Source organism: Nonlabens sp. YIK11, assembly GCF_001413925.1.
Taxonomy (GTDB): Bacteria; Bacteroidota; Bacteroidia; order Flavobacteriales; family Flavobacteriaceae; genus Nonlabens.
The window spans coordinates 40544-57382 of sequence record NZ_LBMJ01000001.1; the positions used below are offsets into that span (position 1 = coordinate 40544).

Consider the following 16839-nt stretch of genomic DNA (forward strand, 5'->3'; position numbering starts at 1 on the left):
GATGCGTAGTAGAAAGCCGTCCGGCGTATAATCGCTCAAAAACCCTCAATAATTGGGAAATTTTTACTAAAATTGAAGGCCTTGTCGAGGATTTCTACTTTACGAACAATTTAAACCTATTTCATGATTAAAAACATCGCTTTTCTACTGACCTTTTTGCTGGTCGGCGGCAATGCCATTGCGCAGCAAAATATTACGGTAGAAGATATTTACACGGGAACTTTTTCAACTAACGGACTTCAATCCCTTAATTCCCTAAAAAACGGAACGGAATACCTGGTATTGAACTACAATGCAGATCGCAGCCAGACCGTGGATAAATATAGCTATGAAACTGGTGAAAAAATCGCAACGCTAGTTTCCAGCAATGACTTGAACCTACCTATACGCAATTACATCTTGAGCGAGGACGAGCAACAAATGTTGATCGTATCACAGCGCATCCCAATTTTTAGAAGGTCTGCCAACAGTATGGTGCATGTCTATAACTTGAATACTAAAACACTAACGCCATTGAGTGAGAACCTTGTGCGTAGCGCTTCTTTCTCTCCAGACGGCAAGAAAGTAGGGTATGTTTTTGAAAATAATTTGTATTACAAGGATTTGATTAACGGTGAAACCGTGCAAGTGACCGATGATGGTGTTACCAACCAATTGATTAATGGTGTGACCGATTGGGTGTATGAAGAGGAATTCTCTCTGGTACGCGCCTATGAGTTTAGCCCAGATGGAAAACAAATTGCTTTTATTTCTTTTGATGAAACTGAAGTTCCAGAATTCTCGATGGATGTTTATGGAACTGGATTGTATCAAAGACCTTACGTATTTAAATACCCTAAAGCTGGTGAAAATAATAGTGTCGTTGCCCTTAACGTTTACGACGTCGCTTCTAAAACCAGAAAAGAGATTGATCTAGATCGTGATGGAGAATTTTACATCGCCCGCATCAACTATTCACCTAACGGCAAACTTGCCGCTCAAGTACTAAACCGCTATCAGAACGAGTTAGATTTTTACTATGTAGACCAACAAGGAAATGCCAGCATCGCATTCACAGAAAAAGATGATGCCTATGTTGATGTGACCGACGATCTTACATTCTTAGATGATGGCAGCTTTTTATGGACCAGCGAGAAGGACAACTGGAGACACATCTACCTTTATGATGCAGACGGTAAAGAGAAAAGCCAGATCACGAGCGGTGATTGGGACGTTACCTCTTATTACGGTTATGACCCTAAATCTAAACGCATCTATTATCAAAGTACAGAAGATGGTAGCATCAATCGTGGTATTTATTCCATATCGCTCAAGGCGAAAGGCAAGAAAAAACTATCCTCTAAAATCGGATCCAACAGTGCTACCTTTAGCGACAACTTTACCTACTTCATCAACACCTATTCCAGCGCAAACCGACCACCTGTATATACCTTGAACCAAGCTAAAGATGGAAAGCAGGTACGCGAGATACAGAACAACAATGGTCTGTTGGTAAAGCTAGAAGATTATCTACTTTCTCCTAAAGAATTCTCTACCATCAACGTCAATGGCAATGATTTGAACATGTATATGATGAAGCCTTTGAACTTTGACCCTGCTAAAAAATATCCTGTATTGATGTTTCAGTATAGTGGTCCAGGTTCCCAATCGGTATCAAATTCTTGGTACGGCTCCAATGATTACTGGCACAGCATGTTAGCAAATGAAGGTTATATCATTGCATGCGTAGATCCTAGAGGTACAGGCTACAAAGGTGCCGATTTCAAGAAAATGACCCAAAAGGAATTGGGTAAATATGAGGTTGAAGATCAAATCCAGGCCGCAAGACAATTGGGCGCCATGGATTACATTGATGCAGATCGCATAGGTATTTGGGGCTGGAGTTATGGTGGATTTATGAGTTCCAACTGTATTTTAAAAGGTAATGATGTTTTCAGTACTGCCATCGCAGTCGCACCGGTGACCAACTGGAGATATTATGATACAATCTACACGGAACGTTATATGACCACACCACAAGAAAACCCTACCGGTTATGATGAAAATAGCCCTATCAACCATGTAGATAAACTAAAAGGGAATTATCTACTGGTTCACGGTAGCGCTGATGATAATGTCCATGTGCAAAATACCATGCAAATGATTGAAGCTTTGGTTCAAGCTAACAAGCAATTTGACTGGGCGATCTATCCAGACAAAAACCATGGCATCTATGGCGGTAACACACGCATTCACTTGTATAACAAGATGACCAACTTTATTAAGGAAAACCTTTAAAAATTCTAACTACAATAAATAATTATGGAATATAAATTCGGTGGTTCGATTACCAATCAGAAAACAGTATTAGGACATCCTTCTGGTTTATTTGTATTGTTCTTTACTGAAATGTGGGAACGATTTTCCTACTATGGAATGCGAGCCTTATTGGTACTTTTCCTTATTTCAACTGTCATAGATGGTGGTTGGGGCTGGGAACGTGCTGACGCAACCTTATTATATGGTTGGTACACTGGACTAGTGTACCTTACTCCTATCATTGGAGGTTTCATAGCCGATAAATTCACTGGGTATCGCAATGCGATCATAATCGGCGCACTATTGATGACCTTAGGTCATGCCAGTATGGCTCTGGAAGGATTCACGAGCAACTTTTTCTACTTAGGATTGACCTTGTTGATTTTAGGTAACGGAATGTTCAAGCCAAACATATCTTCCATTGTGGGCCAATTATACAAATCGCAAGGCAAAGAAAAGGATGCAGGGTACACGATCTTCTATATGGGAATCAACGCTGGTGCATTTTTAGGAATTTTACTTTGTGGTTATATAGGCGAGTCTCCTGATTGGGGTTGGCACTATGGATTTGGTCTTGCTGGAATTTTTATGTTTTTCGGTATGCTACAATTCTATTTTGCACAAAAGATTTTTGGACGAATAGGCCTGTCGCCTTCTAAAACTCAAGATTTTGACGATGCAGTAGAGAATGAATACGAGAAAACAACTGAGGTTGTTGAGGAAATCGCAGATGAAGCCAAAAGATCCATTGTTACCAGGGATCGTTTGATCGTAATAAGCGTTTTTGCCTTCTTTACGATATTCTTTTGGTGGGCCTTTGAGCAAGCAGGAAGTTCCATGACCATCTTTGCCAACGATTATACAGATCGCGTACTGGAAGGAAATGGCGCCGTAGCTTTCAAGGTAGTTAATACATTACTTACCGTAGGACCTATGTTAATCATCACCTACGTTTTGCTCATGTTATTTAGACAGACCTTTAGCAAATACGGACTGGCTAATATATTGCTGGCGATTAGTTTTGTTATCATTTGGATCATCGTGATATACATGCTGTTTAAGCAATTCAACGATCCTGCACCAGAGGTTCCAGCCTCATGGTTTGGAATTTTGAACTCTTTCTTTATCATCGCCTTTGCACCATTGTTTTCTAAAATTTGGGAAAGCAAATACAATCCATCTGGACCCGTTAAGTTTGCGGTTGGATTAATCTTGTTGGGATTAGGGTTTGGATTCTTGGCCTATGGATCTATGAGTGTACCATTAGGAGCAAAAACAGCATCATTGAGTATGATATTTTTGGTAGTTGCTTATCTGCTCCACACCCTAGGTGAATTATGTGTATCACCGGTAGGTTTATCTTATGTAAGTAAGTTGGCTCCTGTAAAATTGGTTGGACTTATGTTTGGGATTTGGTTTACGGCAAACTTTATCGCAAACCTTACAGCTGGATGGACCGCAAGCTATTTGGATCCTATTGTAGAAGGATATGGCCTCGCCACATTCTTTGGGATTTTTGCAGCCATTCCAATCGCAGCTGGCCTAGTGATGCTTGCTATCAATAAATGGATGATTTCAAAGATGCACGGTGTTCGTTAATATTGGCACTCATTCATATTTCAAAACGCACCTCTTTGGTGCGTTTTTTGCTTTGGTAGACTGTAAATTTGCAGCATGACACGATTTCTTTTTATCATATTTCTTTTTTCGGCAGGGATTTGCTCTGCGCAGGTGAATTGGATGACGATGAATGAAGCTTTGGCGGCACAGAAAAAGCAGCCTCGCAAGATCCTGTTCAAGACTTATACAGAGACTTGTCCTAATTGCAAGTGGATGGATAAGCACGCTTTCGCGAAAGCGGAAATAGCGTCTTTCATCAATTCCAACTATTATCCCGTGAAATTTGATGCCGAAGGAAAGGAACCGATCACGTACAAGGGCAAAAGCTACGGTAACAAGAACTACAAAAAATTCCCTGGCGCGCAACACGAGTTTGCAGAAGCCATGAAGATCTTTGAATATCCTACACTCATTTTCTTTGATGAAAATGCCGATGTCATCAATCCAATACCTGGTAAAATGGGACCAAAAAAACTGGAAATCTATATCACCATGCTAGCTGATGATACGTACAAATCAATCAGAACTGGTAAAGACTGGGCAGATTATCAAGCCAGTTTTAACTACCAGTTGCAGGATTAATACTGTAGTAAGTCGATAGCGCCAGCCTCATAAGTATTTATGAAGTCTACGCCACGCTGCTCGCAAGTCACTTTCCACCTTTCCACAAAATTGCGGTAATTAGACCCGTCTGAAATGATCAACTTAGGTTCTAACGTAGTGATCACCTTATCCAGATTTATTTTAGGAGAATTGGAAATCAGTAAAATGGGTTCGCGGCTTTCTGTTTTTGTATGGGCTGTCGATTCATCAATGATGACTAGCGGTATTTCTTGATATTTAATCATTGCTGGCAGAGAATCCACCACTAGCTGAGTGTCTCTAAAAGTCTGGATTTGTTTCAATCGGGTCAAGCTGTTCTCGCGTCTTTCTTTATCCATGCTAGGGAAATAAACCAATAATTGCGAATGCTGTGAATTGGAAATCGCCACAGCACTGCCTCGGGACTGATGCAGTACCATAAAGCTATTTTCGCTCTTGTAATCAAAAATCGCATCAAGGCCTACCAAGCAAATCAGCGCTATGAGAGCGACATGTAATCCGTAGTTGGCTCTTTGAATTTTAAAGCGCTCTCGCCTACTACGTCGCAATACTGGCGACACGAACAAAACCATCGATAGAATCAGAACGTAAATCAGAATCAATTGATCCAGCCTTAAGTAGAGGTCTTTCAAGACAAAACCTTTGAAACTGCTGATATAACTTACAAACGATATAATGCTTTCAAAAATCAAATTGAGCAGATCACCCAAATAGGTTACTGGACCACCCAATTGTAAAAGCGCGATATAGCTTAATGACAATGCCAGGATAAGCGGTAATACAAAAAGCAACACAAGATTACCAACCAAAAAGGCCAACGGCAACTGATGAAAATAATACACGCTCAACGGTGCGACGCCTATTTGTGCGGCAAGAGTCACGGCAAAGATCTGGACCATCTTATTAGGCAACCAATACTTTATCCTAGGAAAAAGCCTCATGAATAATGGCTGAAGCAAAACAATAGCCAGTACTGCCGTATAACTCAACTGAAAGCCTACTTGAAACAACAACCGTGGATCATATATCAATAAACAAAATGCCGAGATGGTCAAGCTATGGAACACAGACCTATTTCGTTTAATGTTCATCCCAATGGCTACAAAAGAAAACATCGTGACGGCTCTCAAGATAGAAGGCGACATTCCAGTCAACAAGGCAAAACACCACAGCAGAACAAGAATAACGATGGTTTGAATCCAGATGCCATAAGGCCATCTTTTTAACCACTTGAGACAAAATTGCAGGATCAACAACAATATTCCCACATGCAAACCGCTCAAAGCTAGAATATGAATCACTCCAGCATCTCTAAAGTTTTGGGTGATGGTGGGATCGACATTTTGTCGCTGCCCTAAAACTAGTGCTTCGACTAAAGAACGTGAATCACGGGACAGGTTTGAATTCTCAAGCTCTTGAAGTAATTTATTGCGATAACGCACATACCATGGCAGTGACGACGCTCTAAAATCTATGCTTAAGATTCTAGGTTTGTCAACATAGATTTGCCCATAAACATCAATGCCTTCCAAATATTCCATGTAGTTAAAATCGCCAGGATTGCGACCATTGCTGGCATCGTTGATATCATCATAAACCAGCAAAGTGTGTCCTGCCTTGAATGCAACACTATCAGATCTTTTGAAAAGCACTAAGACTTTACCATTTGTAGGCTGGTCATTAATGCGTTGGACCATTGCGTAAAATCTGTGGTTATAGGAATTGGAACTTAATTGCTCCAGCAATTGGATTTCAACCATTGCGTCCTCGCCTTTCTTTACAAGGTACGTGTAATGTTCATCTGATTTGATGCTGGATTTAAGTGATAGCATCAAGCCACCTAATCCAGTAAAAAACAAGAGCACAAAACCAGTAAATAGTAATTTGCTAAAACTTGAAAAAGCTTTAATAAAATAAGCCAGCAAGCAAATCGTGAAACATATAGCACTTGCAACAGACCAAAAATCAAAAGACAAATGGAGAAAATACTGGACCAGAATCCCCAGAATAAGGAATGCTGTGAGCCTGTAAAACGGATAGTCCATCAATTTCATGGACTAATTTAATTAAAATAATCGGCCGCTGCTCAGGTACTTACCTAGCCAGTAAGGTTCATTTAAGGATGAAATGGTTACGCCTTGGGAAACCGTGGCGTGGATAAATCGTATTTCGGCTGGAGTGACTTCGGTCACGAGAGCAACGTGATTGATCTTCTTGCGATCTCTACCTGTAGCAAAAAACATTAGGTCGCCTTTTTGGATTTCTTTGATGTCGATAGGCTGTGTCGCCTGGAACAAACTCATACTGGTGCGTGGCACCTGCTCTCCTGCCTTGTCAAAAGAAACGTTGATCAAACCGCTGCAGTCCATCCCTTTATTTGTAGAACCGCCATATCGATAACGCGTCCCTTGATACTCCATGGCATACTGGATGGCAGAATCAATGGTGGTGAGCGATTCTGTGGACTCTGCGATTTCCTCTTCGGTTATTTCTGACTCGATCTCGTCATTAGTCGTCTCCTTTCTTCTTGATCGTGTGGGAACGACATTGGTGTTTTGGGTAGTGCGGTCTTGTGAGCTTAATTCTCGAGCTTCCGCTTTTGTGGTGATTACTTGTGGCTTCTGGCTACCACAGGAAACCAAGGCTGCTGTGAAGACCAAGAGAAACGCTATTCTCAAAAATAGAGACGTAGCGGTTGAATGAGTTCGCTTTCGCGAAAGCGAAATTCTATTTACCATCTTCAATATGAATAGCTTTATAAATAAGACCTGCTGTGGTTTCACTGGCGCCAACACCACCCAGTTTTTTCTCTAGCTGGTAGTAATCGGCAAAAATGCGGTTGCGATGTGTCGGATCCAAGATGTGATCCAACTCTCGATGCAGGTCTGCAGGCTTGAATTCCTTTTGAATCAACTCTGTCACAACGGGTTGATCCATAATGAGGTTCACGAGCGAGATGTAATCCAGCTTGATAATGCGTTTTGCAATCTGGTAGGAAATCATGCTGCCTTTATAGCAAACCACCTGCGGAACCTTGAAAAGCGCTGTCTCCAGAGTTGCGGTTCCAGAAGTAACCAGCGCGGCATGAGAAAGGCTCAACAAGTCGTAAGTCCTGTTCATGATTAGCTTGACGTCGTACTTTTTGAGGAAACTGGTGTAAAATTGAGCTTCTTGTCCTGGCGCACCGGCGATCACAAATTGATAATCTTCAAATCGATCTACCATGCGTAGCATGACGCTCAACATATTCTTGATTTCTTGCTTTCGGCTGCCTGGTAACAAAGCAATAATAGGACGATCGTCCATTCCATGTTCCTTAAAAAAAACCTCGTGATCTACCTGTTTTCTCTCATGAATCGCATCGATAAGTGGATGACCTACAAAATGAACAGGGAATTGATGCTTTTGCTCATAAAAGTACTTTTCAAATGGTAGGATGACATACATCTCATCTACATCACGCTTTATGGCCTTGATGCGACTTTCCTTCCACGCCCATATCTGTGGTGAGATATAATAATGGTTGCGGTAATCCTTCAATCGCGCCCATTTCATGATTCTAAAGTTGAATCCTGGGTAATCGATGTAAATGATCACATCTGGCGCAAATTCTTCAATATCCTTTTTGCACTCGTTGATATTACGCAAAATCGTCCTGAGATTTCCCAACACCTCTACAAATCCCATGAAGGCAAGATCCCTATAATGTCTGACGAGTGTCCCGCCAACTTGTTCCATCAAGTCGCCACCCCAAAATCTAAAAGTGGCATCGGGATCGGTTTTCTGTAACTCCTTCATAAGGAGTGATCCATGAAGGTCGCCGCTGGCCTCGCCTGCAATGAGATAGTATTTCATGGATTAAAATTCAAAGTATAAAACAACAAATGCGGCAAGTATGGTAGCCATGATAACGCCACGAGCTTCATAAGGTTGCACTGGCTTGCGAAATTTTCCAATTCTTCCTGTAAGGAAAAAGAAGAATAAAAGTACATTCAAAAGAGCGCCCAAACCAATGAGTGAGCCCATAAAACCTTGCTCGATTCCTTTTTCAACTACATATTCAAACTGCTTGTCACTAAAAAAATATACATAAAGAAATGTACCTGTAGCGTTTGCTAACAGTCCTAGAATAAATCCTTTAAGAATCTTAATTCTCAAATTCCCAAGTGTTTAATTCCTTGATGTAATGGTGCGCCGTTAGGTCAAATTGAGTAGGTACGATAGAAATATAATTGTGTTCCAGTGCCCATTCATCAGTATCTTCTCCTTTATCATCGTTGACAAATTTACCGGTCAACCAGTAGTAATCTTTACCATAGGGATTGGTTCTTTTGTCAAACTCCTCTTCCCAGTAGGCATTAGCCTGTCGGCATATCTTCACTCCTTTTAATTCTTCGGCAGTGGCTTTGGGAATATTGACGTTTAGAATGACGCCTTTGGACATTCCGTTTTCCAAAACTTGTTTAATAATGTTTTCAACAAAGGGACGAGCTGGTTCAAAATCTGCATCTGCGTCATAATCACAAAGTGAGAATCCAATGGCAGGAATACCTTCAATGCCGGCTTCCATTGCAGCACTCATGGTACCGCTGTAAATCACGTTGATCGCACTATTGCTGCCGTGATTGATACCACTCACACATAAATCAGGCTTTCTTTCTAAAATTTCATGACTGGCCATCTTGACACAATCGACCGGTGTACCACTGGTCGTATATTCCTTGTGGTCATAATCATGCATCTTGAACTCCTTAACATAAAGCGTGTCGTTGATCGTGATCGCATGTCCCATGGCGCTTTGCGGCTTATCTGGAGCGACTACAACCACATCTCCTAACTTGTTTGCAATGTCTACCAGTGTCCTGATTCCCTTTGCGGTAATACCATCATCATTGGTTACCAGTATCAATGGTCTTTTTTTATCTTTCATAGCTTCTTTAAGGTGGTTAAAATTAAGTAAATTAGCCGTCATCTGTCCGTTTTGCTACCTACTTTCAACAATTGCAGTGTGGCACGATTTTTACATCTGAAGAAAGAGAAAATGAACAAACTTATGAGTTTCCTAAAAAATAATATTGCTATAGGTATTATCACGCTTATGGTAGCTACTGCAAGCTGCAGTTTTATAAATAATGATATTGATCCAGGAGATAAGGAAAAGGAAGAACTTCTTATAGAATTGATCAATCACGTGTTGCGCCGCAACCACTATCAGCCCGCAGATCTCACCGATCAATTCTCGCAGGATGTCTTCAAAAATTTTGTTTACGAACTCGATCCCGCCAAACGTTATTTCCTAGCGAGCGATTATGAGGACTTCAAGACATTTGAATTTTTAATAGACGACCAGATACGCGATGGACGTGTGGACTTGTTCAACATTGTTTATGAACGTTTACTTAAAAGAGAAAAAGAATCTGAACAAATATTCAAGGAAGTCATTGACAAACCTTTTGACTTTACCGTAGAAGAAAGCATAGATGCCGATTTTGAGAAAATGCCTTATGCGAAAAACCGCAAGGAACTCAAAGATCACTGGAGGAAACTGTTAAAGCGTTCTACGATTGTGATTTTCAACGACAAGATTGAAACCCAAGAAGAAAAAATCAAAAATGGCGAGTTGTCACTAGACAAAAAGAAATCCCTAGCCGAGTTAGAAAATGAGGCTCGCATGGAAGTCAAAAAATCCATGGAAGAAAATTTTGATTTGAATGACGATGTGGAGCGATTGGATTATTTCTCTTTGTTCTTGAACAACATCACGACTCACTTTGATCCACATACCAATTATTTTGCACCGCAATCCAAGGATAGATTTGATACTTCCATAAGCGGTACTTTAGAAGGAATTGGTGCCAGACTTCAAAAGAAGATGGATAACATTGAAATTTTGGAAATCATTTCTGGTGGACCGGCATGGACGAGTGGTAAGCTAGAAAAAGGTGATCAAATCTTAAGAGTAGCTCAAGAAAAAGATACGGTTGCCACAAGTATTGTAGGAATGCGCATTAGTGATGCTGTTGACTTGATCAAAGGACCTAAAGGAACTAAAGTTACTCTTACCCTGAAAAAAGTCGACGGTAGTATTAAAGATGTGACTCTAGTAAGAGACGTGGTTCTTATTGAAGAAACATTTGCAAAAACTGCCTTGATACAAGATGACTCGATCAACTATGGTATCATCAACTTGCCTAAATTCTATTTTAGTACAGAAAATAGTGAGGCTAGAGCATCAGGTGACGATGTGGCAAAAGAAATCGTCAAACTTAAGCAAGAAGGCATGGAAGGACTCATCATTGATTTGAGAAATAACGGTGGTGGATCTTTGAGAGAAGTAATAGAGATGGCTGGACTTTTCATTCCAGATGGTCCAGTAGTCCAAGTTGGCTTAAAAAATAACCGCACTCAAACTTTAAATGACGATGATAATGGTGCTGTATTATGGAATGGTCCATTAGTGATTCTAGTCAACGAATTAAGTGCCAGCGCTTCAGAAATTCTAGCAGCGGCATTACAGGATTACGATCGCGCGATTGTAATAGGTAGCAAGCAAACCTTTGGTAAAGGAACTGTTCAAAATTTTGATGATTTGAATCGTTACGTACAAACTTCAGAATTTGGTGACCTAGGTGCCCTAAAGTTAACTACCCAGAAGTTCTATAGAATCAATGGTGGTAGTACGCAGTTGGAAGGTGTCAAAAGTGATGTAGTAGCTCCAGATCGTTACAGTTATATAGAAATAGGTGAACGTGATGAGGATTATCCATTGCCTTATGATGAGATTGCCCCAGCGAAATACAAAAAATTCAAGGGTTACCTCAATCTTGCAGAAAGCATCGCGGCTTCCCAAAAACGAATCGACAACAATGAATATTTTCAATTGATTGATAAAAACGCAAAATGGTTGGCAGACCAGCGTGATGAAAATGAAATTCCATTGAGCATCAAATCCTATCAGGAGCGTTTGAAAAAATTGGAAGATGAAACGGATCAATTCAACAAATTAGATGAGTATAAAAATTCGCTAACGGTCAATTCCCTAAAGGATGAAAAATTATTGATCGAGAAAGACTCTAGCCTTGCAAACAAACGTAAGAGATGGCACGAGACCATCAATCAGGATATGTACATTGAAGAAGCCGTAAATGTCTTGAAAGATTTAAAGACCAATACCATCAAGGACAACGGCATGACCATCAAAAATTAATAATGGCGGTAAGCAATTCAGTAGCATTTAAAACGCTCCAGAAACTAAGAAGTAGTTTCTGGGGCGTTTTGAGTTTATCCATTATTTTGGTGTTCATTGCGATAGCATTGTTTGCATACGTTATCGCACCAGATAGCAGTAGGTATGCTAACCAGATGCACATTTCCATCCACTCGCAGCCACCTGGTTTTACCGCAGACTTTATACAATTACCAGCACAAAACCAGTCCACTTCCCTAACGGACTTCTGGAATGGCCATGACGCCAGCACTACTGAAATACCATACGAGGCCATAGAAAGAAAACCAGATGGTATTTATTATCGACCCTATGATGTAGATGGCCAGCAACAACCCTTTCAAAAGCTGGAATCTCCAGTTGCAAAAGAGACGTCGTTATCTCGCTTTCGCGAAAGCTACACTACCCAAAAAACTTTTATACTAGGAACAGACAAGTATGGTAGAGACCTGCTTAGTCGCATGATTATTGGTGCACGAGTAAGCATTAGTATTGGGTTTGTGGCTGTGCTTATTTCCTTATTGATCGGAATCCCGTTGGGAGCGATTGCTGGATTTTACGGTGGTAAAGTAGACGCCGCCATCATGTGGATCATTAATGTTACTTGGTCCATTCCAACCTTGTTGATGGTCATCGCTATCAGTATTGCGCTGGGCAAAGGATTTCTTACCGTGTTTATTGCCGTAGGCTTGACCATGTGGGTAGAAATCGCTCGTGTAGTGCGAGGACAAATGATTGTTGCCAAAGAATATCAATACGTCACTGCAGCAAGAGCTCTAGGATTTAACGATTTGCGCATCATTACCAGGCATATCCTGCCTAATATTTTAGCGCCAGTGATTGTCATCAGTGCAGCAAATTTTGCTGCCGCCATCTTGATAGAAGCTGGACTTAGCTTTTTGGGATTGGGTGCGCAGCCGCCTATACCTTCTTGGGGTAGCATGATCAAGGACCATTATCAATACATCATACTCGACAAAGCCTATCTAGCGATCGTTCCTGGCGTTGCCATTATGGTTTTAGTCATGGCGTTTATGCTATTGGGCAATTCTCTAAGAGATGCGCTGGATGTGAAATCTACCTCATGAAGAAAGTCGTTTATACCATAATTGCCATTGGGATTTTGGTCGCCTTGTTTTTTGTACAACGCTATCAGAACACGAGCATTTCCAATGAGAATATCGAGAATGCTTCACGAAACAATACAGATCTATCTCGCGCCGATTTCCTTCCTGTTTCCAACAACCAGATCGTACACCATAAGTCTTATAGTTTGTCCTATAATGAGCAACACGAACAAGCCGAATGGACCGTCCATGTTCTAAGACCCAGCGATATTAAAGACGTAGACTATGAAAGACCCTATTTTGAGATAGATGATATGGTCAGCACTGGTGCGGCAAGCTGGCGCAACTACAAAAATAGTGGTTATGATCGCGGCCATTTAGTTCCTGCTGGCGACAGGCGTGGATCCTATGAAGATTATGAGGAAACGTTTTTAACGAGCAATATAAGCCCGCAACGTCATGATTTCAATTCTGGAATATGGAATAGGTTGGAGCAAAAAGTGAGGTATTATGCCCAACGTAATGATGCTATTTATGTAGTCACTGGATCCATTTTGGAAGATGGCCTGGAAAGTATAGGATCAGAAAATGTGAGCGTACCTGAGCAGTTTTACAAGATCATTTACAAGCAACAAAATGGCAAACCATCCATGCTGGCTTTCTTGGTGCCGCATCAAGAGACCTCACGATCCATCTATGATTTTGTGGTGCCAGTAGATTCCATTGAGCAAATCACGGGAACCGATTTCTTTGCACAATTACCTGATGCCATAGAAAATGAGCTGGAGAAAAGCACAGACCGGTCGGGTTGGTAGTACTAATGCTGGTAACTCATTCTATGAGCGTCCAACTTCACAAAAATAAACAGTAGCAAAGTAAAACCCCACAAGCTACTACCACCATAGCTTAGAAAGGGCAATGGGATACCTACCGTAGGCAAAAGTCCCAGCACCATACCTACATTCACAAAAAAGTGCAGGAAAAAGATTCCTGCGGCGCTGTAGCCATAAATTCTAGCAAACTGGTTGCGCTGGCGCTCTGCCATGATGATCAATCGGTAGATGAGTAACATGAAAAGGATAACCACCAGACCTGCACCCAGCAATCCAAATTCCTCTCCTATCGCAGAAAATATGAAGTCTGTATGTTGTTCTGGAACAAACTGGCCTTGCGTTTGCGTTCCCTTAAGCAATCCCTTACCGGTAATGCCGCCGCTGCCTATCGCGATCTCGCTTTGAATAATATTGTACTGGATTCCTTGACTATCCTCAACCCTACCCAGCACGATATCGATACGGTTACGGTGCCGTTCACTAAAAACATTTTCATAAATAGGACCTACGGCAAATGCAAGGCCTATGCAGGCAATCATGGCTAATAGATAAAGTGATATTTTAGGTTTTTTGGAAAGCCTTTTTTTATATCGCTTTCGCGAAAGCGAAAAAAGTACCGCCACCACAACAACACTAGCTCCAACGATCCACCATGGACCTACTAAGATGGTGCCCAAGAAAACAGTGAGCCCGATAAGTCCCAACATGAGGAACCAGACCGATAAGCCTTCGCGATGTAGTGCAAAGAAAAAGGCAACGTAAATAAGTGCACTTCCAGGATCTGGTTGTGGCACGATCAAAATGGCTGGTAGCAGCACGATAAGCGCAACGATCAAAAAGTGCTTCACTTCTTTGACAGAAACATCCAGCTGACTTAAATATTTTGCCAATGCCAGTGCCGTGGCAAACTTTGCAAACTCACTGGGCTGTAACCGCAACCCACCAAAGCCGTACCACGATCGCGCTCCAGAAATCTCTACTCCAAAGACGAACAGCCCCAAAAGCGAAATCAAAGAGATGACATAAATCACTCCTGCAAAACGTTCAAAGAACTTTACCTCAATTGCAAAAATGACAACGATCATAATGATCGCCAGTATGATACGTAAGAATTGCTTACCGTAAACTTCGTTGATGTCAAAAATGGAACCGTGGCTTTCTACGGGTGCCGCGCTATAGATACTTACCCAACCCATCAGTACTAATGCCAGATAGATCAGGATAATACTGACGTCAAACTTGGGCTTGTCACCTATGGCACTGTCTAACACTAAAATAAAATTAAGGAAGGATCTTGAATGGTGACCTTGGGACCGTCAATAGGAACTGGTGGTCCATTGATCTGGAAAGGTTTACCACTGTATGGTTTTTCATATTCCTGCTCCAGCGTGTGATTGAGTACCCAACTTTCCAGGTCTGTTCTGGTGATCTCGCCTTTTAAGTGTTTCTCTATCATCAAGCTGGCAATTTTTGCAGCATATCGTGATCCCCAATATCCGTTTTCAATAAATACGGCAATAGCGATTTGCGGATCATCTTTAGGAGCAAAAGCGATGAATACACTGTGGTCTGTCAACTGTGTGGTGACACCGTCGATTTTGGCAAAATTTTCTGCTGTTCCTGTTTTACCGCAAATCTCAATTCCTGGAATCTGAACGGTAGAAGCCGTCCCAGTTTTGTACACTTGATTCATTCCTTCGATGACCGGTTCAAAATGTTCTGCATCTATGGTAGTGTATCTTTTTGAAGTGTATTTAGGATCTGAAATATCCTTTCCATCCTTCTTTTTAACGATGTGAGGTGTATAAAAATAACCGCGGTTAGCGATTGCCGCTGTCATATTAGCGAGTTGTATAGGCGTCGCTAATACCTCACCTTGTCCTATACTATTGGATATGGTCGTGGTAGCGTACCAATTCCCATCTGGATACCACTTATCGTAATACTCACTATCAGGTACATTGCCTCTTCTACCAGCTGGTAAATCGTAACCCAAAAAATTACCTAAACCAAAGGATTTTACATGGTCACTCCAGGCGTCCATACCTTCATGGCTGTTTTTGTGTCCTTCTATGATCCTGCGGTACACTTGAGCAAAATAGGCGTTGCAGGACTCGGCGATGCCTCGCTCCATGGACAACGGACTGCTATGGCTGTGACAACCTAGTTTTTTTCTACCACCATAGGCATAACCATGGGCACAATAAAATCGATCCGTAGTTTTTACAGCATTCTCTTGGAGCCCGATAAGTGCATTCAACACCTTGAATGGAGATCCAGGCGCATATTGAGCTTGGAGACCACGATCATACGTTGGTCTGGTGATCGTATCTCTTATAAGGGCATTGATATTTTTAGAACGGTCGCGACCCATGGTAATACTCGGGTCATAAAATGGTGCTGAGATAAGGCTTAGAATCTCACCCGTTTTAGGTTCAATCGCCACAATACCACCGCGCTTATTTTGCATTAACTGCTGGCCGTACTCCTGCAACTTACTATCTAATGTAATTGTAAGGTTTACACCAGCCTGCGGTATGGTATCATATAAGCCATTCTCATAAGAGCTAATAGGTCGACCAAAGTTGTCTCTCAAGTATCTTTTTACTCCTTTTTTGCCTCTTAATTCCTTTTCATATTGAGCCTCGATACCGCTTTTACCCTTCAAGTCACCCATTTCATAGGAATCATCCCTATCGATCTCAGTTTGATTTACCTCACGTATATAACCTAAAACATTAGCACTGTGATCTACCAAATATTTTCTAAGGGATCGACGTTGCGTATAGAAACCTGGAAATTTGCGGAGCTTTTCCTGTAATGGAGCATATTCCATTTGAGTAAGCTGTGGCATGATGACACTAGGTTTGCGCCAGGACCAATTCTTTGCCTTTTCAATTTGCTTGATCAAATCTGGTTTTTCCATTTGGAGAAGATTACACAACTCCAACGTGTCAAAAACTTTGACCTCACGAGGCACTACCATGACATCATAAGCGGTCTGGTTAGCGACCATTAATTTCCCATTTCGATCGTAGATAAAACCGCGTTCTGGATAATCAAATACGGTTTTTACAGCGTTAAGTTCAGATTTGAGCTTCAGTTCTTCACTAAAAACTTGCAGGTAAATCAATCTTGCCAAGAAGATGACTCCTGTGAGTGTAACAAAAAAGAGAAGCAATAATTTTTTCAT

The 16839-nt window shown here is 41.3% G+C and carries 13 protein-coding genes; 6 read left to right on the top strand and 7 right to left on the bottom strand.

The window, feature by feature from the left end; genetic code table 11:
• The first annotated feature begins 123 nt into the window (after positions 1 to 123).
• The 3 genes from AAU57_RS00180 to AAU57_RS00190 all read left to right on the top strand — a co-directional run bounded on the left by AAU57_RS00180 (position 124) and on the right by AAU57_RS00190 (position 4500).
• Positions 124 to 2277, top strand: coding sequence for a S9 family peptidase (locus AAU57_RS00180; protein WP_055410994.1), 2154 nt, complete (start codon positions 124 to 126; stop codon positions 2275 to 2277).
• 24 nt (positions 2278 to 2301) lie between these two features.
• Positions 2302 to 3897, top strand: coding sequence for a peptide MFS transporter (locus AAU57_RS00185; RefSeq protein ID WP_055410995.1), 1596 nt, complete (start codon positions 2302 to 2304; stop codon positions 3895 to 3897).
• A 75-nt stretch (positions 3898 to 3972) separates the two neighbouring features.
• A complete protein-coding gene (locus AAU57_RS00190) occupies positions 3973 to 4500 on the top strand; it encodes a thioredoxin family protein (protein WP_055410996.1) in 528 nt (175 codons plus the stop codon).
• Here the strand turns inward: AAU57_RS00190 and AAU57_RS00195 are convergent.
• Genes AAU57_RS00195 through surE form a run of 5 tightly spaced genes read right to left on the bottom strand, consistent with a single transcriptional unit; the run spans position 4497 to position 9451 of the window.
• Entirely contained in the window at positions 4497 to 6575 is a 2079-nt protein-coding gene (locus AAU57_RS00195) for a ComEC/Rec2 family competence protein (protein WP_082438496.1), read from the bottom strand. The genes AAU57_RS00190 and AAU57_RS00195 overlap by 4 nt on opposite strands.
• A gap of 12 nt (positions 6576 to 6587) precedes the next feature.
• Entirely contained in the window at positions 6588 to 7259 is a 672-nt protein-coding gene (locus tag AAU57_RS00200; RefSeq protein ID WP_082438497.1) for a C40 family peptidase, read from the bottom strand.
• The gene (gene lpxB, locus AAU57_RS00205; RefSeq protein WP_055410999.1) at positions 7249 to 8376 is read right to left on the bottom strand and encodes a lipid-A-disaccharide synthase; all 1128 of its coding nucleotides are present in this window, start codon (positions 8374 to 8376) and stop codon (positions 7249 to 7251) included. The genes AAU57_RS00200 and lpxB overlap by 11 nt, the downstream gene beginning before the upstream one ends.
• A 3-nt stretch (positions 8377 to 8379) precedes the next feature.
• Positions 8380 to 8679 carry a hypothetical protein gene (locus AAU57_RS00210; RefSeq protein ID WP_055411000.1) on the bottom strand — a complete coding sequence of 100 codons (300 nt, stop codon included), beginning with the start codon at positions 8677 to 8679 and terminating at the stop codon, positions 8380 to 8382.
• Positions 8669 to 9451: a 5'/3'-nucleotidase SurE gene (gene surE / locus AAU57_RS00215; RefSeq protein ID WP_055411001.1), complete on the bottom strand. Its 783-nt coding sequence runs from the start codon at positions 9449 to 9451 to the stop codon at positions 8669 to 8671. The genes AAU57_RS00210 and surE overlap by 11 nt, the downstream gene beginning before the upstream one ends.
• A 123-nt stretch (positions 9452 to 9574) precedes the next feature.
• Between surE and AAU57_RS00220 the strand changes: the two genes are divergently transcribed.
• Genes AAU57_RS00220 through AAU57_RS00230 form a run of 3 tightly spaced genes read left to right on the top strand, consistent with a single transcriptional unit; the run spans position 9575 to position 13628 of the window.
• The gene (locus AAU57_RS00220) at positions 9575 to 11728 is read left to right on the top strand and encodes a carboxy terminal-processing peptidase (RefSeq protein WP_055413615.1); all 2154 of its coding nucleotides are present in this window, start codon (positions 9575 to 9577) and stop codon (positions 11726 to 11728) included.
• Between the two features lie 2 nt (positions 11729 to 11730).
• Entirely contained in the window at positions 11731 to 12834 is a 1104-nt protein-coding gene (locus tag AAU57_RS00225; RefSeq protein WP_055411002.1) for an ABC transporter permease, read from the top strand.
• Positions 12831 to 13628 carry a DNA/RNA non-specific endonuclease gene (locus AAU57_RS00230; RefSeq protein ID WP_055411003.1) on the top strand — a complete coding sequence of 266 codons (798 nt, stop codon included), beginning with the start codon at positions 12831 to 12833 and terminating at the stop codon, positions 13626 to 13628. The genes AAU57_RS00225 and AAU57_RS00230 overlap by 4 nt, the downstream gene beginning before the upstream one ends.
• 2 nt (positions 13629 to 13630) lie before the next feature.
• Here AAU57_RS00230 and rodA read toward each other — a convergent pair whose 3' ends face one another.
• Both rodA and mrdA read right to left on the bottom strand, forming a co-directional pair.
• Complete coding sequence (rodA, locus tag AAU57_RS00235) at positions 13631 to 14917, bottom strand: rod shape-determining protein RodA (protein WP_231717740.1); 1287 nt, start codon at positions 14915 to 14917, stop codon at positions 13631 to 13633.
• The gene (mrdA, locus tag AAU57_RS00240; protein WP_055411004.1) at positions 14917 to 16839 is read right to left on the bottom strand and encodes a penicillin-binding protein 2; all 1923 of its coding nucleotides are present in this window, start codon (positions 16837 to 16839) and stop codon (positions 14917 to 14919) included. Before mrdA ends, rodA begins: the two co-directional genes overlap by 1 nt.

What these genes read in the sequence shown, in the direction of transcription:
- mrdA (WP_055411004.1), bottom strand. Translation starts at nt 16,839, where the DNA reads ATGAAAAAATTATTGCTTCTCTTTTTTGTTACACTCACAGGAGTCATC.
- AAU57_RS00225 (WP_055411002.1), top strand. Translation starts at nt 11,731, where the DNA reads ATGGCGGTAAGCAATTCAGTAGCATTTAAAACGCTCCAGAAACTAAGA.
- surE (WP_055411001.1), bottom strand. Translation starts at nt 9,451, where the DNA reads ATGAAAGATAAAAAAAGACCATTGATACTGGTAACCAATGATGATGGT.
- AAU57_RS00200 (WP_082438497.1), bottom strand. Translation starts at nt 7,259, where the DNA reads ATGGTAAATAGAATTTCGCTTTCGCGAAAGCGAACTCATTCAACCGCT.
- AAU57_RS00230 (WP_055411003.1), top strand. Translation starts at nt 12,831, where the DNA reads ATGAAGAAAGTCGTTTATACCATAATTGCCATTGGGATTTTGGTCGCC.
- AAU57_RS00220 (WP_055413615.1), top strand. Translation starts at nt 9,575, where the DNA reads ATGAGTTTCCTAAAAAATAATATTGCTATAGGTATTATCACGCTTATG.
- AAU57_RS00185 (WP_055410995.1), top strand. Translation starts at nt 2,302, where the DNA reads ATGGAATATAAATTCGGTGGTTCGATTACCAATCAGAAAACAGTATTA.
- lpxB (WP_055410999.1), bottom strand. Translation starts at nt 8,376, where the DNA reads ATGAAATACTATCTCATTGCAGGCGAGGCCAGCGGCGACCTTCATGGA.
- AAU57_RS00190 (WP_055410996.1), top strand. Translation starts at nt 3,973, where the DNA reads ATGACACGATTTCTTTTTATCATATTTCTTTTTTCGGCAGGGATTTGC.
- AAU57_RS00195 (WP_082438496.1), bottom strand. Translation starts at nt 6,575, where the DNA reads ATGAAATTGATGGACTATCCGTTTTACAGGCTCACAGCATTCCTTATT.
- AAU57_RS00180 (WP_055410994.1), top strand. Translation starts at nt 124, where the DNA reads ATGATTAAAAACATCGCTTTTCTACTGACCTTTTTGCTGGTCGGCGGC.